Source organism: Calditrichota bacterium (assembly GCA_013112635.1).
Lineage (GTDB): Bacteria > Calditrichota > Calditrichia > Calditrichales > J004 > JABFGF01.
Genome location: JABFGF010000001.1, coordinates 588,958 through 611,459, shown reverse-complemented (window position 1 = coordinate 611,459; position 22,502 = coordinate 588,958). Strand labels below are relative to the sequence as shown.

The window sequence follows — 22,502 nt, the reverse complement described above, 5'->3', positions numbered from 1 at the left end:
CTGTGAAACACCACGCCATTTTAATAACATTTACCTTAATATTATTAATTATCACATCGTGCAGTGAAAACAGCGTTAAGCCAGCACCGGAAGAAAAGTTGTGCGAGATTACCGACACCACCAGCCATGATTTTACCTGGCGTGTGGATACTTTAGGGCTCTTCCCAAGCGCTTTATATGATGTGGCTGCAATTGATGAAAATAATGTGTGGGCAGTGGGTGAGATTGAATTGTCAACTGGACGGTATAATGCTGTTAAATGGAACGGAAGTGAATATCAATATTTTCAAGTATTTGATAATACTGGGTTGCCTAGAATTGATGTTGTACTTGCATTCGATACTCAAAATATTTGGATGTTTGCAGGGGATCGATACCATTATTTGGTCGGGGATTCTTTTATAACAGGGAATATAAAGCCTGGTGAAGCAAAAGGATCCACCAAAGCTGCATGGGGCTTGTCATCAAGTGATTATTATTTAGTGGGCGATCATGGCTCTATTTCACATTATGATGGCACTAGCTTTGAACTAATGGAAAGCGGGACAGACAAAAACTTGCATGATGTAACAGGTTATGTTGACCCTGAAACAGGAATAACCCATGTCTGGGCGGCAGGTGAATTAATTTTGTTGCATTATGATGGTTCCCAATGGGAAACAGTTTGGGATGAAAATAATCCGGTGTTACCAGACAATTATAACCACCCGGGCGCTATATTTGCACCAAACCATAAGCAGCTTTTGGTTGCAGCCTGGTACCCACAAATTATTAGAGGATATTGCATAAATAGTAGAGATGTTACTGAGTTTAAAGAAATATTTAAAGTCGATCTTTTTGCTTATGCAATGGATGGACCTGCAATAAATGATTTTTTTATTGTTGGCTCGTGGAACAAAGTTGCCCACTTCAATGGAAACAGTCTGAGAGAATATCCAGAAATAACAGGGGGCAGCAATAGAAGTGTTAGTTATGTAAATGATAAAGTTTTTATAGTTGGACCGCTTGCAGAACAATTGGGTCTATTTATTCATGGAACAAGGAATTAACCTCCAAGCACAACTTTTAATCCAAAACTCTCAAACTTTTTAGCGATTTGTTCTTGTTCTTCTTTTGTTGGCTCGGCCATCTCACCCGGCTGATAGGTTTCTCCAAGTTTTTGATATTTTCTTTCCGCAATATTATGATAGGCCAATAAATTAACCTGCCGTTTTTCCCCGGGCAATTCCGCTACAAATTCCGCCATCTGTTCAATATTTTCAAAGTCATCATTTACATTTTTGATAAGCGGAATGCGAATATTAATGCTGGCATCCGTTTCAGCAAGAATTTGCAGATTATCAAGAATCTTTTTGTTGCTGACACCTGTCCATTTTTTGTGTCGTTCATCATCCATTAATTTCAAATCATACAAAAAGTAATCCGTCCGTTTCGCGACATCAAGTAATGTTTCTGTTTTTGTTAAACCACTTGTATCAACCGTACAATGGATGCCCCTTTGCTGGCAGGCATCCAATAGTTCTATCAGGAAATCGGCATACATCAAAGGCTCACCGCCGGAAAACGTAACACCGCCGCCGGACTGATCAAAAAAGATACGCTCTTTTTCAATTATCTCAATTATCTCCTTAACCGATTGAATTTTTCCGGACATTTCTGTGGCGCCGGTTGGGCAAACATCTGCACAAATACCGCAGGTTTTACATAGGTCAGGATCAGTGACAATCCCATCTGGTGTAAGCTGGCAGGCATTTTGCGGACAGGCCTCAACACAGCTGTTACAGCCAATGCATTTATCTGCCGTATACATTTTTTGAACTTTTGGTGAGATACTTTCAGGATTGTGACACCACTCGCATTTTAATGGGCATCCTTTTAAAAACACAGTTAAGCGGATTCCCGGGCCATCATTAATTGCATAACGTTTTATGTCAAATATTAATCCTGATTGCATTTTTTGTAAACCTAAATATATATATAAATAATATGGATTAAATCGACTGTGTCGATTTATATTGACACAGTCAATATTCTCCAAAATTAAAAAGCCTCATTTTCTGTACGTTCAATTACCTCCTGCTGCAGATCAGCATTCATATCATTAAAATAATCGCTATAACCAGCCATTCGCACAAGCAGATCTTTATAATCGTCCGGAGATTCTTGTGCGGCTAACAGTGTTGCTGTATCCACAATATTAAACTGAATATGATGGCCGCCTAAAGTAAAATAGCTGCGGATCAACTTGCCCAGCTTGCGGATATCTTCTTCTCTTTTAACAAGGCTTGGCAGAAAACGCTGGTTGAGCAACGTTCCTCCGGACTTAACATGATCCAGCTTTGTTAATGATTTTATTACAGCCGAAGGTCCATTTGTATCTGCACCATGGCTTGGGGAAGTGCCATCCGAAATAGATTTACCGGCCAAGCGCCCGTTTGGTGTTGCACCCATTACTTTTCCAAAGTAAACATGGCAAGTAGTCGAGAGCATATTAAGATGGTATTTACCGCCATCTTTTATATTTGGTTTACCATCGATTGCTTCAAGCAAATCATCATAAACACGCAGTGCAATATCATCAGCGTAATCATCGTCATTTCCAAAAAATGGTGTTTTATTCATAATTGTCTGGCGCATAAACTCTTCACCGTCAAAGTTGGTGGAAACGGCGTTTAAAAGCGAATCAATCGAAAAACGCTTGTCATCAAAAACATGTTTTTTAATGGCAGCAAGGCTGTCTGTTGTTGTACCAAGGCCGCAACATTGAATATAGCTGGTGTTGTATCTCGGACCGCCATCATAATAATCACGCCCATTACTGATACAATCATCAATTACCACAGAAAGAAAAGGAGCAGGCGCATATTTGGCAAACATACGATCGATATAATTACTTACACGGATTTTTTGATCAACAACAAAATTCAGTTGCTTACGGAATGCTTCATAAAGCTCATCGTACGATTTGAATTTCGTAGCATCCCCTGTTTCGATTCCGGCTTTTTTGCCCGTCACAGGATTAATTCCATTATTAAGGGTAACTTCGAAAATTTTTGGTACGTTGAGATAACCGGTCAGCAAATAAGCTTCTTTGCCAAATGCGCCCACTTCGATACAGCCGCTGCAGCCCCCTTCACGCGCATCCTGTAAAGATTTTCCCTGACGAAGCATTTCCGGAATGTATGTGTCAGGATTAAATACAGAAGGATATCCATGTCCCTGCCGAATAACATGGGCAGCAGCATGAAGAAATCTGTCTGGTGTTTTTGCGCTGATATGTACAGAATTTCCGGGTTGCAAAACATGAAGTTCCTCAATGATTTCGAGCATTAAATAAGAAACTTCGCTAGTTCCATCAGAACCATCTGATTTAATGCCACCCAAATTAATGTTGGTAAAATCATTATAAGTTCCACTTTCCCGTGCGGTAATACCAACTTTGGGAGGAGCAGGGTGGTTGTTCACTTTTATCCAGAAACAAGAGATTAATTCTTTTGCTTTTTCTCGCGTCAAAGAACCATTTGCCAATTCTGTTTCATAAAAAGGAGTTAAATGTTGGTCAAAGTGTCCCGGATTCATGGCATCCCAGCCGTTTAACTCTGTAATCGTACCAAGGTGTACAAACCAATACATCTGGATTGCTTCCCACAAATTACGAGGCGCGTGGGCCGGAACATGGCGGCATACATCAGCGATTTGTTTTAACTCGGCTTTACGTTTTGCATCCTCTTCATGATTAGCTAAATCCTCAGCTAAATCAGCATGGCGCTCGGCAAATACAATTACGGCATCGCAAGAAATGGACATAGCTTTCCATTGTTCGGCTTTATCTGTTGCTTCAGGATCATTTAAATAATCCAGGCTGGCAATATTCTGTTCGATTTCATTTTTAAAGTCGAGCATACCTTTTTTGTAGATTTTTCCATCAAGCGCAGTATGGCCGGGCGCTCGTTGTTCCATAAACTCTGTAAACAAACCGGCTTCATAAGCAGCTTTCCATTCCTGAGGCACATGATTAAAAATGCGTTCGCGTTGTGTTTTACCTTGCCAATAGGGAATAACTTCTTTCTCATAAATGTCGATATCTTCCTGCGATGTGATGTATTGCTGCTGGTCACGCGTATTTAGAACATGGAAATCTTCCACAGTGTGGCAGGTTAGTTCCGGAAAAGTAGGAACAGATTTTGGTTTAGGGCCTCGTTCGCCAACAATCAGTTCATCATTGCCTAAATAAAGTGTTTTCTTTTTACAATGATCAAGGAAAGTTAGCGCCCGTAAAACCGGTATAGAATGTTTGCCATAGTTTTCTTTATAAAACACCGTTTCATGAAGTGCGCGTTCAATGGAAATGGTTTCCTGAGTTTCAACGCTAAGTTTACGTAGCCTTTGAATCCTTGGATTCATTCCAGGACCAATTTTATTAATTTGAAGTTTATAGTAATTGCCTTCAGCTTCAGCGGGTCTTTCAGGTTTTATGTTATTTGTCTGGATTTTTTCAAACATTTTTAACTCCGTTTTTATCTGGATTTATAACAGTTTTTGAAAAATACTTTTGTAAATCAGATTTGTTTATGTCAGCAAATGTTGAGTAAAGATTGGAAGAATCAAAAAAAAAAGTAAAATTTGATTCAACAAAAGGAGTTAAATATAAAACATCAGGCAGCTGTATAAACAGCGGTAGCTTTTATGGAGGATTTTTAAAATAATTGACTGTTTCATTTTTTTTCTTTCATGAAGTTGAAATAAATCTAAATGCATACTCGCCAAAAGTCAAGATATGTAAAGTAATCATTATTAATAGAAATGAATAATATCCTCTTGTAATTCTTCAATTATACTTATAAATTCCCAAACTTAATTTTAATATGTTTTATCAAATCAGGAGGGGATTCCAAAACTTTGGATCCGTCATCGCTTTTTACTAGTTTTATCTTTCTGTTCTTTATTTTATTATCCGCATTTTTTCTTGGTATTAAAACCGCATTGTTTTCACTGAATAGCTCTACTTTAACAGCTTTTTCAGAAAGTGAAAAATCCCCGGAAAATCAAATTTCCAGGCTTATGGAAAGCCAGCGAAGAGTTTTATTAACAATCGTTATTGGAAACAGTTTAAGCGGATCTTTTGCATTGATTTCAGCACTTGCGATAACTAGCCCGTCATATGTATCAAATGGATCATATTATTTCCTTAACAATATCTTGGGTGTTCTTATTTTTATCGTTTTTTATTTGGTTGTTGGTGAAATCTTATCGAAATATTTAGCAAGCAAAAACCCAAAAGCCTTTTCGAAAGTTGCAGTTTACATTTTTTTACTTTTTTATTACCTACTATTTCCGTTTACGTTTGTTCTGGAAAAAATTTCCAACAAATTTTCTTCATCACTTGGCATGAACAAAGACAAAACAGAGCTATCTGAAGATGAGCTGCGTTATATTGTTGATGTAGATGGAGAAGGCGATGCGTTGAAAAAAGACGAACGCGAAATGATTCATAGCATTTTTGAGATGAGTGAAACTGTCGCCCGTGAAATTATGGTACCTCGCCCGGATATGATTAGCGTTGAAGATAATACTTCAATAACTCAGCTTTTAAAAATTAATAAAGATAAAAACCATAGCCGAATTCCGGTTTATAAAGAATCCGTTGATAACATTGTTGGCGTTTTACACATCAAAGATTTGTTGCCATTAATAAAGAAACGCAGTTATGCAGATTTTGATATAATGAAATTAATAAACGAGCCCTATTTTGTCCCGGAACAGAAAAAGGTAAATGAGCTGTTACGCGAGTTCCGGGCAGAAAGTATCCATATGGCCATAGTTGTGGATGAATACGGCGGTACTGCCGGTATTGTAACCCTGGAAGATGTTATAGAAGAAATTGTTGGTGAAATCCAGGATGAGTATGATGAAGAAGCACCGCAGTTAAATGCAATTGATGAAAACACCTTTCTTGTAAACGGCAGTATGTTGATAGATGACCTCAATGAGGGCCATGATTTTAATCTCCCGGAAGAAGAGGGCATAGACACGCTGGCTGGATTTTTATTGGGACAATTTGGTTCTGTTCCTAAAACGAAAAGCAAAATCCGCTGGGAGAATTATGATTTTATTGTTGAACGGGTTTACCGCAGGCGAATTGAGCGGGTTCGCATAATTAAAGGTTCATCGCTGAAAAAGGAAGATTAGCTTACACTCAAATAAATTTATGTGTACAATTACGAATATTTATTAAATTTTTAATTTAATCTAATGCTTAACTCAACAACCCTCGAAAATTTTAAAAGTCATGTAAGCTCAAACCCTGATAAAACAGGTAAAACGGGTACGCTGGTTCCTGTTATCGAAGAACACCTTGCCGACATGGATACGCCGGTTTCAGTTTTTTCAGCTATTAGTGAAAACAAATCTTTTAAAAATCCTTTCATTTTTGAAAGCGCAGAAGGCGAAACCCAAAATGGCCGTTATAGTTTTATCGGGTTTAACCCGTTTCTGCTTTTTAAAATTAACGGGAATCAATTTGAAATAATTATTAAAGATGCGCAATTTTCCTGGATCAAATCTAAGGTAAAATCAAAACATCCTTTAGAAGCGCTGAATGAGCTTCTATCAGCGGTTTCAATTATCCAGCCTGATAACGCTCCAAGGCTTATTTCTGGTGCTGTTGGCTATCTGGGTTATGATTCAATTCGGTTGGTTGAGAATGTACCATTTGATGTTCAAAAAGATCAGGATATTCCCACAGGTGTTCTTGGTTTTTATAATAATTTGATCATTTTTGACAATGTGCGCAAAACATTGATGTATGTCTACGCGCCATTTATCTCAAAAACTGATTCAGTAGAATCCGTTTTTAAAAAAGCTAAAAACAAACTTAATAAAATAACCGAAATATCTTTTCATAAAAGCTCGGACACATTTACTCCTCAAAAAACTCCTGTCAACTGGGAATCAAATCTTGATAAAAAAACATTTGAAAAGAATGTTGAAGCAGCAAAGGAACTTATTAGGGCCGGAGACATTTTCCAGGTAGTTCTTTCCCAGCGGTTTGAAACAAAATTTAATGATTCACCATTTGATTTGTACCGTGTATTGCGCATAATTAATCCATCACCATATTTATACTATATAGATTTTGATGATCTTAAAATCATTGGTTCTTCACCGGAATTATTGGTTCGGATTGATGAAGATCAGGTTTATACTCGTCCCATAGCAGGAACCAGGCCACGAGGCAAAACTTCTGATGAAGATGATGCTTTTGAAAAAGAACTTTTGCAGGATAAAAAAGAATTGTCGGAGCACTTAATGCTTGTTGATCTGGGGCGTAATGATCTTGGTAAAGTGTGCACTTTTGGTTCTGTCCATGTTTTAAGGATGATGAAAGTTGAACGGTATTCGCATGTTATGCATATCGTATCTGATGTTTGTGGCATATTGGATAAAAAAAATAACGCTATTGAAGCTTTATATGCCGCTTTTCCTGCAGGTACTTTGTCCGGAGCACCAAAGATTAGAGCCATGGAAATTATTGATGAACTTGAACCAACTGAACGTGCGGTTTATGGTGGAGCTGTTGGTTACTTTGACTTTGGCGGAAATATGGATTGGTGTATTGCAATCCGGACAATTGTACTAAATAAAAACCGCTTAACCATCCAGGCTGGTGCAGGCATTGTAGCAGATTCTATTCCTGAAAAAGAATATGAAGAGACAATGAACAAATCACAAGCTTTGAAAACCGCTGTTGAGTGGAGTACTAAAAAAAATAAATAATTATAACATAATAATTCTTAATTAATATGATCTTACTTTTAGACAACTACGATTCTTTCACTTACAATATTGCTCAAATACTCGGCCAGCTCAATCGTGAGTTTGAGGTCATACGCAATGATAAAATTTCTGTAAAGGAAATTGAAAAAGGAAAATATAAAAGTTTGATCATATCACCTGGGCCGGGAATTCCTAAAAATGCAGGAATTACAATGCAGGCTATAAATGAGTTTAAAGGAAAACTTCCTATTTTTGGTGTTTGTTTGGGGCATCAGGCTATAGGTGATGTTTTTGGAGCAAACGTTATTAGAGCCCCGCAGCTAATGCACGGCAAAACCTCTGACATTTTTCATGATAATAATACAATTTTCAATGGACTTATAAATCCGTTTACGGCCACACGTTATCATTCGCTTATTGTTCAAAGAAATTCTATTCCAGAGTCGCTTGAAATTTCTGCTGAAACCAAAGATGGGATTGTAATGGCTCTTCGCCACAAAGAGTATCCCATTGAAGGAGTTCAGTTTCATCCGGAATCGATACTTACAGAAGCCGGGAAACAACTCTTTGAAAATTTCTTCTCTTTTTACTCTTTATAGATTAAGCGGCATAAATCACTGCTTACCAGATAAAAAATCCCATATTTTAGTTTGCTGTAAGTTCTTGAGTTATTAAATTAGTACTGCTATTTAATTTTGATTGGATTAATGGAAATAAAGGAAAATTTCATGTTATCTGAAAGAATGACAAGAGTTACAGAATCTGCCACAATGAAAATTGCAGCGGAAACTATTCGCCTGAAATCCGAAGGAATTGATATAATTAATCTTGGAGTGGGCGAGCCGGATTTTAACACACCTGAGTTTGTAAAAGATGCTGCAAAACAAGCTATTGATGATAACAAAACTCATTATACACTTACTCGCGGCATAAAAATTCTCCGGGAATCCATTTCAAAACGTTTGAAAAAAGATTTCGATGTTGAATTTTCTGCAGATGAAATAATTGTAACGAACGGAGCTAAACAGGCAATTTTTAACATTATCCTGGCCATGATAAATCATGATGATGAGGTAATTGTTCCTACGCCATGCTGGCCAACTTATATGGAACTTATCCATATTGCCGGTGGTGTTCCTGTAAAATTGAAAACAGATGTGTCAATGGATTTTAAGATTACACCCGAACAATTGAAAAAGGCAATCACACCAAAAACAAAAGCTATACTTTTTAGTAATCCGAGTAATCCAACCGGTATGGTTTACAGTAAAAGTGAATTAGAAAAACTTGTCCAAACTTTACGTGAAAGTGGGATTTTTGTATTTAGTGATGAAATTTATGGCAAGTTGGTTTTTGATAATTTTGATTTTGTCAGCCTTGCTACTTACAGGGAATATTTGAATAATAAGCTGGTTTTATTTCAAGGGGCTTCCAAAGCATACGCAATGACAGGCTGGCGCCTGGGATTTGCAGCCGGGCCAAAAGAAGTGATTAATGCCTGCAATACAATCCAGGGACACAGCACTTCTAACGTGGCTACTATTTCGCAACACGCTGCTTTGGCTGCATTTGATGGTGATCAGGATATTGTTGACAGGATGCGCGACGCTTTTGAAGAACGCAGAAATTTTGTTACGGATTATTTAAAGACTATTAAAGGTCTTTCATTTACAAAACCTGAGGGTGCCTTTTATGTATTCCCGGAAATTAAATCATTTTATGGCATCGCCCCGGATGGAAGTGAAATTAGGAACTCCACAGATTTAACAATGTATTTATTGCAAAATGCCCATGTAGCTGTTGTGCCGGGCCTAGGTTTTGAAGCCGAAGATTACATAAGAATTTCTTATGCTGCCAGCATGGAGCAACTGGAGCAGGGCTTAAGCCAAATTAAAGATGCATTGGAAAAAATCAGGACAAATTAATATGCATTTAAAACTTAAAGAAATCATATTTATCTTACTGATCTCCCTTGCCAGTGCTGCAATTTTTAATTCAGTTTCCGTAAGCGGCGTAAGTTATATTTATAAACCGCAGATTGTAAAGAATAATTCGATTCTTTCCCTTTATGAAACAAAAAATATTTTTGATGCTAACGAAGGGTTGTTTATAGACGCACGTCCAAAATCTCAGTATAAAAGGGATCATATCAAAGGCGCGGTTAACGTTCCTTACAACTCCAGTGAAAAAGAAAATTTAATGCGTGGGATAGAGCACAATCAAAATATTATTGTTTATTGTTACAGCAAAAGATGCAATCAGGCACGCCGTCTCGCAAAAGATTTAGAAAAATTAGGATACACACAAGTTGCATTATTTGAAGACGGGATCGTTGAGTGGAAGAAAGCAAAATATCCAGTTGAGGTAGTTGAAAATTAGCATGAAAGAATTCGTAAAAAGCAAATATGTAAATCTATTTTTAAGATTGTTTTTAGGCGCATTTTTAATATATGCTGCCCAGGAAAAAATAATGCATGTGGCTGATTTTGCACAGGCAATTCGGGCTTATGATATAATCCCTGCCGGGTTAAGTACACTGCCGGCAATATTTTTACCGTGGATTGAATTATTTTGTGGTGTGTTGATAATTGCGGGATTTTATACTCGAAGCAGTGCATTAATCGCATCGTCTTTGCTGGCTTTATTCTCTCTAAATGTTTTAATAGCCTTGTTTAGAGGCCTTGATATAGATTGTGGATGTGGCGCATCCATAGCCGGTATCGATAAGGTTAGTTGGGGGAAAATTCTGGAAAATACACTCTTAATTGTACTTTTATTGAAATTAAATTTCACTGAACGGCAATTTCTTGCTGTAGATAACATTCATTTAAAACCATAAAAACTACCTTATTCCTGAAATTGAAAATGGATAATTAGAAATAATAGTCAGGGAAGATAAATGTCAAACCTACAAAAGCTTCACGATTTTTATTTAACAACAAAGCCAAATGTTGGTAAAGTTCAATCCGCATCAAATTTGCTGATACGCTTATGTAAACATTTTGAGCTGGATTCACCCGAGGAGATTACACCGGAACTTTATGTAAAAATCCCAAAAGCAATCGACAATTATTTCAGCAAAGATTTTCACAAAGCTATTCAGGATAAAAGCATATTTGCGGAGATGATTGGTGCATTTGGCCCTGTTCAAGGATGGGAAAGGGCACTGGAAGTATTGTTAAACGATGATGATTCTAATCTGAGACAGTTTTCATTTCAATCATTAGAGAACATTGCAAAACAAAACCCCAACCTTATAATTCCATATATCGAAAAATATAAGGACACGGATGATTTACTGATGCAAACTGTTGCTGCCAGAATTATGAGTAAAATCTATTCTCCTGAAAATAATGAGCTTTTTATTACTAAAATTAAAAAGTGGAGCGAAGAAGGCTCATTTGATTTCTTAAAAATTCTGGACGAAAACATTAAAAAATGTATAAAACGCCATGAGAGTTTTACTGAAGAAGAGTCTCATGTGTCATATTATGAAAAACTTACTATGATTCTTAAAAAAAGAGAAAACGAAGAATCTCAATAAAAATAGTAAATCCCGCCAAAAATTTATAAGAATATATTGAATTTTGTTTGTAGTTTATGTTTCAATAATATGAAGATATAAGCAAAATTTTTATGCATAAGCCATCGCTTCCAATAATCCTAATTCTTTTCTTTATTTTTCAATTTTGTCAACCAAAACAAAATATAAATTACGATAAGAATATTGCGTTTAAAATGTTCTCGCGAGCTGTTGAGCAATATCATGCTGTTAACTATGAAGATGCACTGGATTATATAAATCAGGCTATTAAAGCAAATGGCAGAATCGCTGGATATTATGAGTTGAAAGGTGATATACAAACCAAACAGGGAAAGCTTAAAGCAGCTATAGTAGATTATGACAAAGCAAAATCATTGCGCTCATTTTATCCAGAAGTATTTTTAAAAAGTGCAAAAAACTATTTTCGATTACAGGAATATGATCACGCCATTCGTAACTACAAAAAAGCTTTTGTTCAAGAGCCACAGCAAATATCAATTTTGCTAAATCTGGCTGAATGCAACCTCCAGTTAACCGAATTAAATTTAGCAATGAATATTCTAAAAGAATATATCATGCACTGTGAAAAACAATCTAAGCTTGCGGAACGGTTTTATTATGTTTTGTTTGCAAAAATAAAATTTGAGCAAGAGTTGTTTGAGGATGTTATATCTTCTATGGTTCTTGCCAGGCAGAATGGCCCTTTAAACCGCAATGAAGGATTGTTTTATGTGAGGGCACTTATACAGGAAAATGAACTTGAAAATGCATACAGGCTGGCTACAATTGATTTGAAGAATGAACTTAAGGCAGCAGAAATACACTTTATTCGTGGATTGTATTATTACCATTTAAATAATTTCAAAGATGCCAAAAATCAGCTTGAACTTAGTATTGCAAACAACACAATTGTTTTTGAAGCCTACGAAACACTCTCAAATATTTATAAACAGGAAAACGATTTTGACAGGGCGCAAGAGGTGCTAAAGCAAGGTGAAAAGTACAGAAGTTTCCGGTTTATTAATTATGGATTAAGTTATAAATAATGTGCCGAGTATAATTATTAAATAAAATATATCGCTGTTTCAAGATTGAAATAAAAGTATTAAAAAACATATACATCATAAATACTTTAATAAAAGGAAGATCAAAATGAAATTAAGATACATTGCTATTTTTCTAATTTCCAGTCTGTTCATATTTGCAAATGTGAATGCAGGTGAACAACCTCAGCTTACCCATCAGTTTGGCGGGACAGTTCAAACCTGGGCCAGTTTTTCACAAATTGGGCCGGATACTAATAATGCAGCATTTGGCTTAAGAAGAGTACGTTTTCGTTATTATGCGCAGTATGATGAAGTTAAACTTTTTGTTCAGTCAGAATTAACATCTGGTTCTTTGCTGGATGCCAGGATTGAGTACTATTTTAATGATGCTTTCAATGTCCGGGCAGGACGTTTTATAGGTGCAGGTGTCCGTTCAGGAGGATTAACATCACACACAAAGATTGATATTATCGAACGACCGATTTCTGCGCGAAAGTGGGGTGCAATGACTGTTGGCTCGGATTATCGTGATTATGGTTTCCAAGTTGAAGGGAATGTATCGTCCTTTACAGGCAGGCTCTGGGTTCACAATGGTGACGGCTCAACAAATAATACAAATCGGGCTGGCGATTTCTATAGCGATCAGGATAAAACCAGAAAAAAAGGAGATTCATTACCAAGCGCTGTGGACGCAATGATTATTCATAAACCTGAAAGTATCAAGGGGCTTGAAGTTGGAGGGCACTATGGTATTGGAAATGAAGATATCGGTAGAGATTATTCTTCTTATTCCGTTTATGGATATTATAGTCCCGGGCCATTGCGGATTAAAGCCGAACTTATCAGCCATACAACAAATGGCGTTGCCGGAGCGGATGATAAAAATATGATGGGTTACTATTTGTTTGGCGGTTATAGTTTATCAAATAATTTTGAATTACTTGGACGTTTTGAAAATTATGATCCGAACACAGATTTTGATGACGATGGTCTTTCACTAATTACTGTTGGCGCTGCTTATAATAAATTTGATAACACGAGCAATAATAGAGTTGTTGCAGCAATTGTGTTACCAACAAATGAAGGTAGTGATCTGGATGACATGGGTTTTCAGGTAATGTGGCAATTTTTATTTAAAACAAAATAAATGGTAATATTTAAAAACGGAAAGCCGTTCCTATTTAGGGGCGGCTTTTTTTATTTACTAAATTTTAAAATTAATTTTTAATTATCATTTTGAGAAGAATTATCTGTTTTGTTTTAAACACCTTTTTTTTAACTTGTTGACCATCAATTAAACGACTATTTTTATATTAAACCTGATTTTATTTTATGCCTGAGCTCCCTGAAGTAGAAACTGTTGCGCGTGAACTCCGCGGATTTGTTCTCAATAAACAAATTGATGAGATAGAAGCTTTGTGGGGACGCTCTTTCCAGAATGAAACAGATGTAGATTTATCAGGGCAAACAATCAAATCAATTGGCAGGCGTGGAAAATATTTAATAGTAAATTTATCAAAGACTTATTTGATAATTCATTTACGGATGACAGGTCAAGTACTTTATATTGATGATATTGCCAATGCAGATTTGAAAGACTATATACGTGTTGTTATTTCCCTCAAAGACAGAAGTGCACTGCTTTTTAAGGATGTTAGAAAATTTGGACGAATAACACATGTTGAAAATGTAGAAAATAAAATAGCTCATGTTGGCGTGGATGCTTTAGATAAAAGGGTAACTCAGGCTTATTTTTGTGGATTACTTAATAAAAGCTCCATGAGTATTAAAGCCTTTTTAATGGCACAAAAATATGTATCCGGGATGGGCAATATTTATACCGACGAGGCTCTATTTTTATCAAAAGTTCATCCGTCAATTCCTGCAAATAAAATATCAAATAAAAATGCAGCGAACCTTTATAAAAATATGCGATCAGTTTTACAAAGTTCGATAGATAATATGGGTAGCTCTATTTCAGACTATCGGGATCCATCTGGAAATGAAGGGACAAATCAAAACTATTTTTTTGTTTATGGAAGAACAGGATTACCCTGCAAATATTGTGGCACAGATATTGAAAAAATTAAATTTGCCGGGCGCGGAACACACTATTGCCCGAGTTGTCAAAAAAAATAGAAATTTAAACCTTAAAAACTTAACTGAGAGCTGGTTATGAATAACAAAATAGTTACTTTACTAACTGATTTTGGAACACATGATGGCTATATTGGCAGCTTGAAAGGTGTTATTAAAAGTTACTATCCAGCAGCGGATATAATTGACATCAGTCATGATATTGATCCTTTTGATGTACGTGGAGCTGCTTTTACACTGCATACATATTATTCATATTTCCCAAAAGACACTATTCATTTTGTGGTGATTGATCCTGGTGTTGGAAGTGTGCGCAGGCCTTTGCTGTTGCGAACAGCGCAACATTATTTTGTGGGACCTGATAATGGTGTTTTTCAGTTCATTTTTAGTAGAGAGGCTTACACAGCCTATGAACTGGATGTGAAAAAAATTAGTTCCGGCACACCGAGTGCTACATTCCATGCACGGGACATTTTTGCGCCGGCCACGGGAAAACTCTTGCAAGGTAATCCATGCGAAAAACTTGGAAAGCGTCTTGATGAGCGGACAGAAGTGCCGCGCGTTTTTTATTCAAAAGAGGAGAACGGAGTTTTAAAACTTGAGGCTGTTAATATTGATCGTTTTGGAAATATTGTCACCGGGTTTTCCCGCAGAGATATGGAACGAATGAATAAATATGCCATAGATCAAGTTAAAGTAAAGGATTTTTCAACCAATACTTTAAATTCATTCTATGCCGAAAAAAGTGATGGCGAATTAATGGTGCTATGGAACAGTATGGATTTTCTGGAAATTGCCGCTGTAAATGCCAATGCTGCAAAAATTTTAAATTTTGATAAAACCAAAGATTCCGTTCAAATAAAAATCAGATAAATTATGAAGATTAATTCAAGACAAGTTTAATGTTGATATTTGCGGATTTGCAGATTTTTTTATTTTAAGATAAAATGAATATGGACAAGTATTTATCCTACATAAAAGCTAATTACCGATCACTTTCCGGATCTGTGTTTCTGGCGTTGCTGCTGTGGTTTACAATTGCCAGCGATAAAGAGTATACACATGTTATAAAAGTTCCGCTTTCTATAGAAACGCTTGGTGAAAACCTTGTCCTGACAAAAAAACCACCACAAACTGTTCGTCTAAAAGTAAAAGGAACCGGGCGTGCTTTGTTTGCCCTAAATTTTGTAGATCAGCAAATTGGCATTGAATTTCCGGAAATAACCTCGAGCCAGGTTTTAAGTTTAAATGACTATAAAAACCAATTTCAATTTCCACGTGACCTGGGTGTTGAAATTCTGGATGTAGTTTCACCCAAAAAGATTTCATTAGAGGTTGATACATATGAAGAACGCTATGTTCCTGTAAAAATTACGAATGATATTAAGGCGGTTCCTGGCTATTTGCTTGTAAACTATTTTTCCGATTTTGATTCCGTTTTTGTATCCGGACCAAAATCTATTGTTGAAAAAATGCATTATGTTGAAACAAAAATCATCAAAAATTATGATGTGCGTTTCCCGTTTGAGACAACCACGGAATTAATAAGCCCAAGAAATGAGATCGTTACAATTGAACCTAAAATCATCAAAGTTAATTTTAATATTGAGCAGCTTGTAGAACGAACGGTCTATAATATTCCCATCCAGATATTGAATGTCCCGACCAATTTAACAGCTGAAGCAACACCAACTACCATTTCTGTGCGTGTAAAAGGCGGAGAGACGCGTGTCTCAAGTTTGGAGATTGATGAAATAGATGTTTTATTTGATTATGCCTCGGATTATCAAAGTGGGAAATTGAATTATTTGATGCAGGTTAAAACACCAGAAGATGTAACATGGGTAGAAGTTAGTCCTCAATATTTTAATATTAAATTGGTCCGGAAAGAAGAAACACTTTGAAAATTTTAGCAGTTGAAACCTCATGTGATGAAACATCTGCAGCGGTTATTGAAGAAAATAATGTGCTATCCAATATCATTTCCTCGCAAATAGTTCATTCTCAGTTTGGCGGTGTTGTCCCGGAATTGGCATCACGCGCGCATTTGCAATTGGTTGTACCGGTCATAAAACAGGCCTTAAGCAGCGCGGCCACCAATTTGGATGATATAGACGGATTGGCTGTTACTAAAGGTCCCGGTTTGGTTGGAGCTTTACTTGTAGGATTGAATTTTGTTAAAGGACTGGCTCTTTCTTTAAATAAACCTTTTATTGGCATAAACCATATGGAAGGTCACATTTATGGAAATTTACTTACACAGGAAAATATTAAATTTCCGATCCTTTTTTTAATAGTTTCTGGTGGACATACTATGCTGGTTCTGATGAAGGACCACTTAAAATATGAAATTTTGGGAACAACACGCGACGATGCCGTGGGCGAAGCATTTGACAAAACTGCAAAAATTCTGGGTCTTGGATATCCGGGTGGTCCAATAATTGACTCACTTGCAGAAAAAGGCGATCAGGAGTTTGTTCGTTTTCCAAAGGCGTTTTATAAAGAAGATCATTTTGATTTCAGTTTCAGTGGTTTAAAGACAGCAGTTTTAACATATAAAAATAAAAACTCAGAATCTTTTGTAAAAGAAAACATGGCGTCTATTTGTGCGGCTTTTCGTTTTGCGGCGATTGATGTTTTGGTAGCAAAAGCAATTCGTGCTGCAAAGAAATATAATGCAAAATCCATTGGTGTAGCAGGCGGTGTAGCGGCAAACTTGCTCTTACGCAGAATGCTTGGTGAGGAAGCTGGAAAAGCAGGATTAATTTATTATCAGCCTAAATTTGAATATTGTACCGATAACGCCGCAATGATAGGCAGAACAGCACTTGAATACTTAAAAAAGAACAAACAATCAGACCAGGGATTAAATGCCTATCCATCCTTAAAATTGACATCGATTGAATAATAATGACAGATTTATTCCCTGAAGTTATACAGTTTAGCATACCTTTTATTTTTATCCTTCTTATTCTTGCCGCCTCTGTCGGATTGGCTTATTTGCTATACCGAAAAACAAATCCTGATAATAGTAAAATTATCCGTATCCTGTTAGCCGTAATGAGAACCGCGGTGATATTCGCCGTTATTCTTCTTCTGTTTAACCCTCAAATATTTTACCGTTTTTTTGAATCCAAGCCCAAGGTTACAGCATTGTTTGTGGATCACTCTGCATCTATGGGTTTAAAGAATGACACTAAAAACAGACCTGATAGCACGCAGATAGTCGTTTCAACAATCAAAGATATTTCAGCAGCTAAAAATTTAAATCTAAAAACGTATTTTTTTAACCGGGATGTGTTTGAAATCCAAACGGATACTTTGCCAGCTCCTAGCGGACTTACAAATTTTTCCTTCCTGAATAGCTTTATCTCAAAAAACAAAATTGATCAGGCCATTATTGTCAGCGATGGAATACGCACGGATGGTTCCTTGCCGAATATTAAAAATGATACACAGATTTTTACAATCGGGATTGGCAATACATTAAAAGAACCGGATATTTCAATCACAAATGTTGAATATAAACCAGTCGTTTACCATGAAAAGGAGCAGGAAATTACTTTGCGTTTGTCAAGCAAAAACACAAATGACAAAAATCCTGTAGAGATTAGTTTATTTAACCGCGAAGGTTTGTTAATTAAAAAAAATATAGAATTAACCGAAAGCGGAGCTGAACAAGAGTTGACATTGACATACACACCCGGGAAAGTTGGATTGCAAAAACTCCGTGTGCAAGCGCTGTCAAGTAAGCCAGACGCTAATCCTGAAAATAATTCTTTTACCTTTACTCAAAGGGTTGTTAAAAATAAAATCCAGATAGGGATTTTTTCTTCAGCGCCTAACTATGAACATAAATTCCTCAAATTTGCATTAAACCAATCAGAAAATATTGCTGTCCATTCTTTTATAACAATAAAAAATCAAAAGGTGTCAAAGTTCCCGATTGATAGTCTTGATGTTCTTATTTTTCAGGATTATCCTTCTGCACAAACACGGAACTTAGAGCTGGAACAAATAAAACAATCTATCCAAATAAACAAACAAGGCCTGATTGTTCTGAGTGGCAGAAATACAAATCCAGGAAAGTTAAATACTTTTATTGAGTATTTGCCTATTAAAAATATACTTTTAAGAAACAGGGTTATTACAGAAAATATAACGATTTCAGAAGGAGTTAATCAGCATTCAATAATTAACTTATTTGACAACCCTGACTTGAATTTAGGGTTTTGGGAAAATTTACCACCGCTGCAAACACGTTTTGCTATCCAGACCAAAAATAATTCTCAAGTTTTACTTACGGTTGAAGGAAAAGGACAAAAAGAGAATGGGCTTGTAGTTTTCGAAAACAAAAATTATAAAAGTGCATTGCTAAACGTGCAAGGAATTTGGAATTGGCATTTTTCATTAAGGGATGATGACAAATATAAAGATGGATATAAAAATTTTATTTTAAATCTTGTTCGCTGGAGCGCAAATAAAACCAAATTTAAATCCGTGGTTTTAGCAACAAACAAAAACACATCATATCCCGGCGAAGAAATTCAATTTGAAGGATTTATTTATTCTGCTCAAAATGAACTTCTTAAAAATGGACGGATGGAAATAAACGCTTCTTCGAAAAAACAAAAATTTACAATTCAGATGGAAGGTGATAGCAGTGGTACTTTTAAAGCTCGTTTTATTCCGGCAGAAGAAGGGCGCTATGTGTTTAGTGCTTCTGCTTTTGTTGGTGATAAAAAAACGGGCACATCAACAAAAATAGTTGAAGTAATTCCATATGATCGTGAGTTTATTCAAACCGATTTAGACACAACTTTTTTAAAACAAATTGCGGATGGAAGTGGTGGTGTTTTCCTCAAAGGCCGCGATGCAAAAGAGCTCACAAATCATCTGGAGTTAAGCTATAACAATATTCTTCATGAAAATGAGGTTGATTTACGAACAAAAGCCTGGCTGTTGTATTTTATAATTGGTGCCATTGTTTTGGAATGGGCAATCAGGAAAAAGAACAATCTAGTTTAAATGCCAAAATACAAATCTTAAAGAACAGATAAATTCTAAAATTTAAAATCAAATAACCAAATAGTTTGTTTTGCAAATTTGAATTTTTGCTATTGTAATTTACTTGATATTTATATTTTGTTTATTGAATTATTAAAAACTGTCATTCTGATCGAAACGAAGTGGAGAGAAGAATCCCCTGTTTGAAATAAAGAAATTGAAATTATTTGGAGAAATTTATGAAACGCTGCGATTGGGTTCCTGAGAATGATGAGCTTTATTGCGAATATCACGACAAGGAGTGGGGTGTTCCGGTTCATGATGACCAGCTTCTGTTTGAGTTTCTTATTTTAGAAACTTTCCAGGCCGGCCTTAGCTGGAAAACTGTTTTATATAAACGTGATAATTTCAGAAAAGCCTTTTTAAATTTCGATGTAAAAAAAGTCGCCGCCTTCACTGAAAAAGATGAAGCACGGTTATTACAGGATGCAGGCATTATTCGCAACAAGCTAAAAATTAAAGCTGCTATTTCCAATGCACAGGCCTTTTTAAAAGTAGCGGAAGAGTTTGGCAGTTTTGATAAATACATCTGGGGATTTGTAAATCATAAACCGCTTGTGAATTCATTTAAAACACTAAGCGATATTCCGGCAAAGACCGAACTTTCTGATAAGCTAAGTGCAGATTTGAAAAAGCGAGGTTTTAAGTTTGTTGGCTCCACAGTCGTTTATGCGCACATGCAGGCCACTGGAATGGTTAATGACCATACCACAGATTGTTTTAGATATAAAGAAGTTTGATGGATTGACTATATATCACTTATGTGATATATTGGTGCTAAAAGAAAGGACGAAATAATGACAAGATTATTACTTTCTCTTCCTGATGAAATGAAGAAATGGCTTGAGCAGTATTCCCATAATGTTAATCAACCAATAGCAAAAACAATCAGGGATGCAATTACTGAATATATAGATGACAGAAAATCTTTAGATACAAATGAGATAATAAAAAGGACAGCTGGCATTTGGAAAGTAAAAAATATTGATGGGCTTGAATATTCAAATTCTATAAGAAAAGATTGGGATAGAACTTGAAATCTGTTTATTTAATTGATTCTGTTATATTAATCGACCATTTAAATGGAATTAAAGAAGCGACTGATTGGTTGTTAAAAAATTCAGAACGGTCTGTTATTTCTGTGATTTCTCGAGCAGAGATATTAGCCGGAATTGATCAAATAGATTTAAAATCAACTCGTTTATTTTTAAACACTTTTCAATGTTATTCCATCGATGAAAAGATTGCTGACAAAGCGGCTGAATTAAGAAAAAAATTTCGATGGAAATTACCAGATGCTTTTCAGGCAGCATTTGCTGAGCTTAACAAAATAAGTTTAGTAACGAGAAATACAAAAGACTTTAGACCTGAAAAACATGCTTTTGTATTTATACCCTACACGCTCTAAACAAGACTACGATAAAGAACTTATGATCTCCAAAGTTTATACTGCTGCTCTAATGGGCATAGACGCCCATAAAATTGAAGTTGAAACGCACTCCGAGGGAAACGTCCCATTTTTTACAATTGTAGGCCTGCCCGATATAGCTGTTAAGGAAAGCCGCGAACGTGTAATTTCGGCCATAAAAAATTCAGGCTATAAATTTGTCTATCAAAAACGAATCACTATAAATCTCGCCCCGGCCGATATCAAAAAAGAAGGTTCTTCCTACGATTTGCCTATTGCTGTAGGCATTATGACAACCCAGGAAACAGTTTCTCCGGATAAATTAAATGAATATATAATTCTTGGTGAACTGGCGTTGGATGGCACAATCCGTCCGGTGCATGGCAGCTTGTCTATTGCCATTGCGGCAAAGAAACTTGGCTACAAAGGGATTATCCTTCCGGAAGAAAATGCCCGTGAAGCCTCAATGGGTAGTCCGGACCTTGATGTTATCCCGGCCGGCCATTTAACGGATGTTGTAAATTTTCTAAATGGTCAATTGAAAATTGATCCGTATAAAACAGATGTTCATGAGCTGTTTCGAGAAGGGCAGAATTCCAAATTTGATTTCGCAGATGTAAAAGGGCAGGAGCATGTAAAAAGAGCTCTAGAAGTTGCAGCGGCCGGTGGTCATAATATTATCATGGTTGGCCCTCCTGGATCGGGGAAGACGATGCTGGCAAAACGGTTTGCCACAATTTTACCGCCTCTCTCTTTAGAAGAAGCAATCCAGACAACAAAAATCCATTCTATTTCCGGATTGTTAAAAAACAATCATGGACTGGTTTCAACACGGCCGTTTCGTTCACCACACCACACAATTTCCGATGCTGCTTTGGTCGGTGGCGGCAAATTCCCTAAACCAGGGGAAGTAAGCCTTTCGCATCATGGAGTTTTGTTTTTGGATGAATTACCTGAATTTAAAAAGAATGTTCTGGAAGTAATGCGCCAACCAATGGAAGATGGTCACGTCACGATTTCTAGGGCCGCACTTTCTTTAACTTATCCGGCAAATTTCCTTTTAGCCGCCGCTATGAATCCGTGTCCATGCGGGTATTATGGCGATCCGACCAGAAGCTGCACCTGTCCGCCTCCGCAAATTCAACGCTATCTTGCAAAAGTCTCCGGGCCGTTGTTAGACAGGATCGATATCCATATTGAGGTTCCTGCAGTTAAATTTAAAGAGCTCTCTTCAGATCGCAAAGGCGAACCTTCGATAAATATTCGGGAGCGCGTACAGCAGGCCAGGGAAGTTCAGCAAAGCCGGTTCAAAAATGAAAAAGATTTGTTTAGCAATGCTGATATGCAGTCTGCAGAAATCCGTAAATTTTGTAAAATTGATGATCCCGGCCAGGAGCTGCTAAAAACAGCAATAAACAGGTTGGGACTTTCTGCCCGCGCTTATGATCGAATTCTAAAGGTTTCCAGAACAATTTCAGACTTGGCATTAACCGAATCCATTTTACCGGAACATATAAGTGAAGCTATTCAATACAGAAGCTTAGACCGGGACATTTGGAGTTAA

21 protein-coding genes are annotated in these 22,502 nt (G+C 36.5%); 19 read left to right on the top strand and 2 right to left on the bottom strand.

All coding sequences use genetic code 11. From position 1 onward, the window contains the following. Nucleotides 1-2: 2 nt before the first annotated feature. Nucleotides 3-1,049: a hypothetical protein gene (locus tag HND50_02745; GenBank protein NOG44116.1), complete on the top strand. Its 1,047-nt coding sequence runs from the start codon at nt 3-5 to the stop codon at nt 1,047-1,049. Here HND50_02745 and HND50_02740 read toward each other — a convergent pair. Both HND50_02740 and HND50_02735 read right to left on the bottom strand, forming a co-directional pair. After that, on the bottom strand, nt 1,046-1,954 hold the full coding sequence (locus HND50_02740; protein NOG44115.1) for a glycyl-radical enzyme activating protein: 909 nt from the start codon (nt 1,952-1,954) through the stop codon (nt 1,046-1,048). The two genes, HND50_02745 and HND50_02740, sit on opposite strands and share 4 nt — an antisense overlap. A gap of 86 nt (nt 1,955-2,040) precedes the next feature. Further along, nucleotides 2,041-4,404, bottom strand: coding sequence for a glycyl radical protein (locus tag HND50_02735; protein NOG44114.1), 2,364 nt, complete (start codon nt 4,402-4,404; stop codon nt 2,041-2,043). A gap of 495 nt (nt 4,405-4,899) precedes the next feature. On the opposite strand from HND50_02735, the gene HND50_02730 reads away from it, so the two are divergent. The 18 genes from HND50_02730 (at nt 4,900) to HND50_02645 (ending at nt 22,502) form a co-directional block, all read left to right on the top strand. Beyond that, complete coding sequence (locus HND50_02730) at nt 4,900-6,189, top strand: HlyC/CorC family transporter (protein ID NOG44113.1); 1,290 nt, start codon at nt 4,900-4,902, stop codon at nt 6,187-6,189. 63 nt (nt 6,190-6,252) lie between these two features. Further along, nucleotides 6,253-7,776: an anthranilate synthase component I gene (trpE, locus tag HND50_02725; GenBank protein NOG44112.1), complete on the top strand. Its 1,524-nt coding sequence runs from the start codon at nt 6,253-6,255 to the stop codon at nt 7,774-7,776. A gap of 26 nt (nt 7,777-7,802) precedes the next feature. Continuing rightward, a complete protein-coding gene (locus tag HND50_02720) occupies nt 7,803-8,375 on the top strand; it encodes an aminodeoxychorismate/anthranilate synthase component II (GenBank protein NOG44111.1) in 573 nt (190 codons plus the stop codon). Between the two features lie 129 nt (nt 8,376-8,504). Next, nucleotides 8,505-9,701 (top strand): pyridoxal phosphate-dependent aminotransferase, encoded by a 1,197-nt coding sequence (locus tag HND50_02715; GenBank protein NOG44110.1) that lies wholly within the window; start codon nt 8,505-8,507, stop codon nt 9,699-9,701. 1 nt (nt 9,702) lies between these two features. Next, nucleotides 9,703-10,155, top strand: coding sequence for a rhodanese-like domain-containing protein (locus HND50_02710; protein NOG44109.1), 453 nt, complete (start codon nt 9,703-9,705; stop codon nt 10,153-10,155). A gap of 1 nt (nt 10,156) precedes the next feature. Beyond that, the gene (locus HND50_02705; protein ID NOG44108.1) at nt 10,157-10,615 is read left to right on the top strand and encodes a DoxX family membrane protein; all 459 of its coding nucleotides are present in this window, start codon (nt 10,157-10,159) and stop codon (nt 10,613-10,615) included. 60 nt (nt 10,616-10,675) lie between these two features. Then, nucleotides 10,676-11,320 carry a hypothetical protein gene (locus HND50_02700; GenBank protein ID NOG44107.1) on the top strand — a complete coding sequence of 215 codons (645 nt, stop codon included), beginning with the start codon at nt 10,676-10,678 and terminating at the stop codon, nt 11,318-11,320. 194 nt (nt 11,321-11,514) lie between these two features. Then, nucleotides 11,515-12,366 (top strand): tetratricopeptide repeat protein, encoded by an 852-nt coding sequence (locus HND50_02695; GenBank protein ID NOG44106.1) that lies wholly within the window; start codon nt 11,515-11,517, stop codon nt 12,364-12,366. Between the two features lie 106 nt (nt 12,367-12,472). Next, a complete protein-coding gene (locus HND50_02690) occupies nt 12,473-13,513 on the top strand; it encodes a hypothetical protein (GenBank protein ID NOG44105.1) in 1,041 nt (346 codons plus the stop codon). Nucleotides 13,514-13,698: 185 nt separating this feature from the next. After that, the gene (gene mutM / locus HND50_02685) at nt 13,699-14,505 is read left to right on the top strand and encodes a DNA-formamidopyrimidine glycosylase (protein NOG44104.1); all 807 of its coding nucleotides are present in this window, start codon (nt 13,699-13,701) and stop codon (nt 14,503-14,505) included. A gap of 36 nt (nt 14,506-14,541) precedes the next feature. After that, entirely contained in the window at nt 14,542-15,336 is a 795-nt protein-coding gene (locus tag HND50_02680; GenBank protein ID NOG44103.1) for an SAM-dependent chlorinase/fluorinase, read from the top strand. 80 nt (nt 15,337-15,416) lie between these two features. After that, nucleotides 15,417-16,367, top strand: a complete 951-nt coding sequence (locus HND50_02675) for a hypothetical protein (GenBank protein NOG44102.1) — start codon at nt 15,417-15,419, stop codon at nt 16,365-16,367. Next, complete coding sequence (gene tsaD / locus HND50_02670; protein NOG44101.1) at nt 16,364-17,371, top strand: tRNA (adenosine(37)-N6)-threonylcarbamoyltransferase complex transferase subunit TsaD; 1,008 nt, start codon at nt 16,364-16,366, stop codon at nt 17,369-17,371. The genes HND50_02675 and tsaD overlap by 4 nt, the downstream gene beginning before the upstream one ends. 2 nt (nt 17,372-17,373) lie before the next feature. Next, entirely contained in the window at nt 17,374-19,491 is a 2,118-nt protein-coding gene (locus HND50_02665; GenBank protein NOG44100.1) for a hypothetical protein, read from the top strand. A gap of 218 nt (nt 19,492-19,709) precedes the next feature. Continuing rightward, nucleotides 19,710-20,270 carry a DNA-3-methyladenine glycosylase I gene (locus tag HND50_02660; GenBank protein NOG44099.1) on the top strand — a complete coding sequence of 187 codons (561 nt, stop codon included), beginning with the start codon at nt 19,710-19,712 and terminating at the stop codon, nt 20,268-20,270. Nucleotides 20,271-20,327: 57 nt separating this feature from the next. Further along, nucleotides 20,328-20,567: a hypothetical protein gene (locus HND50_02655; GenBank protein ID NOG44098.1), complete on the top strand. Its 240-nt coding sequence runs from the start codon at nt 20,328-20,330 to the stop codon at nt 20,565-20,567. Further along, nucleotides 20,564-20,938 (top strand): PIN domain-containing protein, encoded by a 375-nt coding sequence (locus HND50_02650; protein NOG44097.1) that lies wholly within the window; start codon nt 20,564-20,566, stop codon nt 20,936-20,938. Before HND50_02655 ends, HND50_02650 begins: the two co-directional genes overlap by 4 nt. Before the next feature lie 22 nt (nt 20,939-20,960). Further along, nucleotides 20,961-22,502, top strand: coding sequence for a YifB family Mg chelatase-like AAA ATPase (locus HND50_02645; protein NOG44096.1), 1,542 nt, complete (start codon nt 20,961-20,963; stop codon nt 22,500-22,502).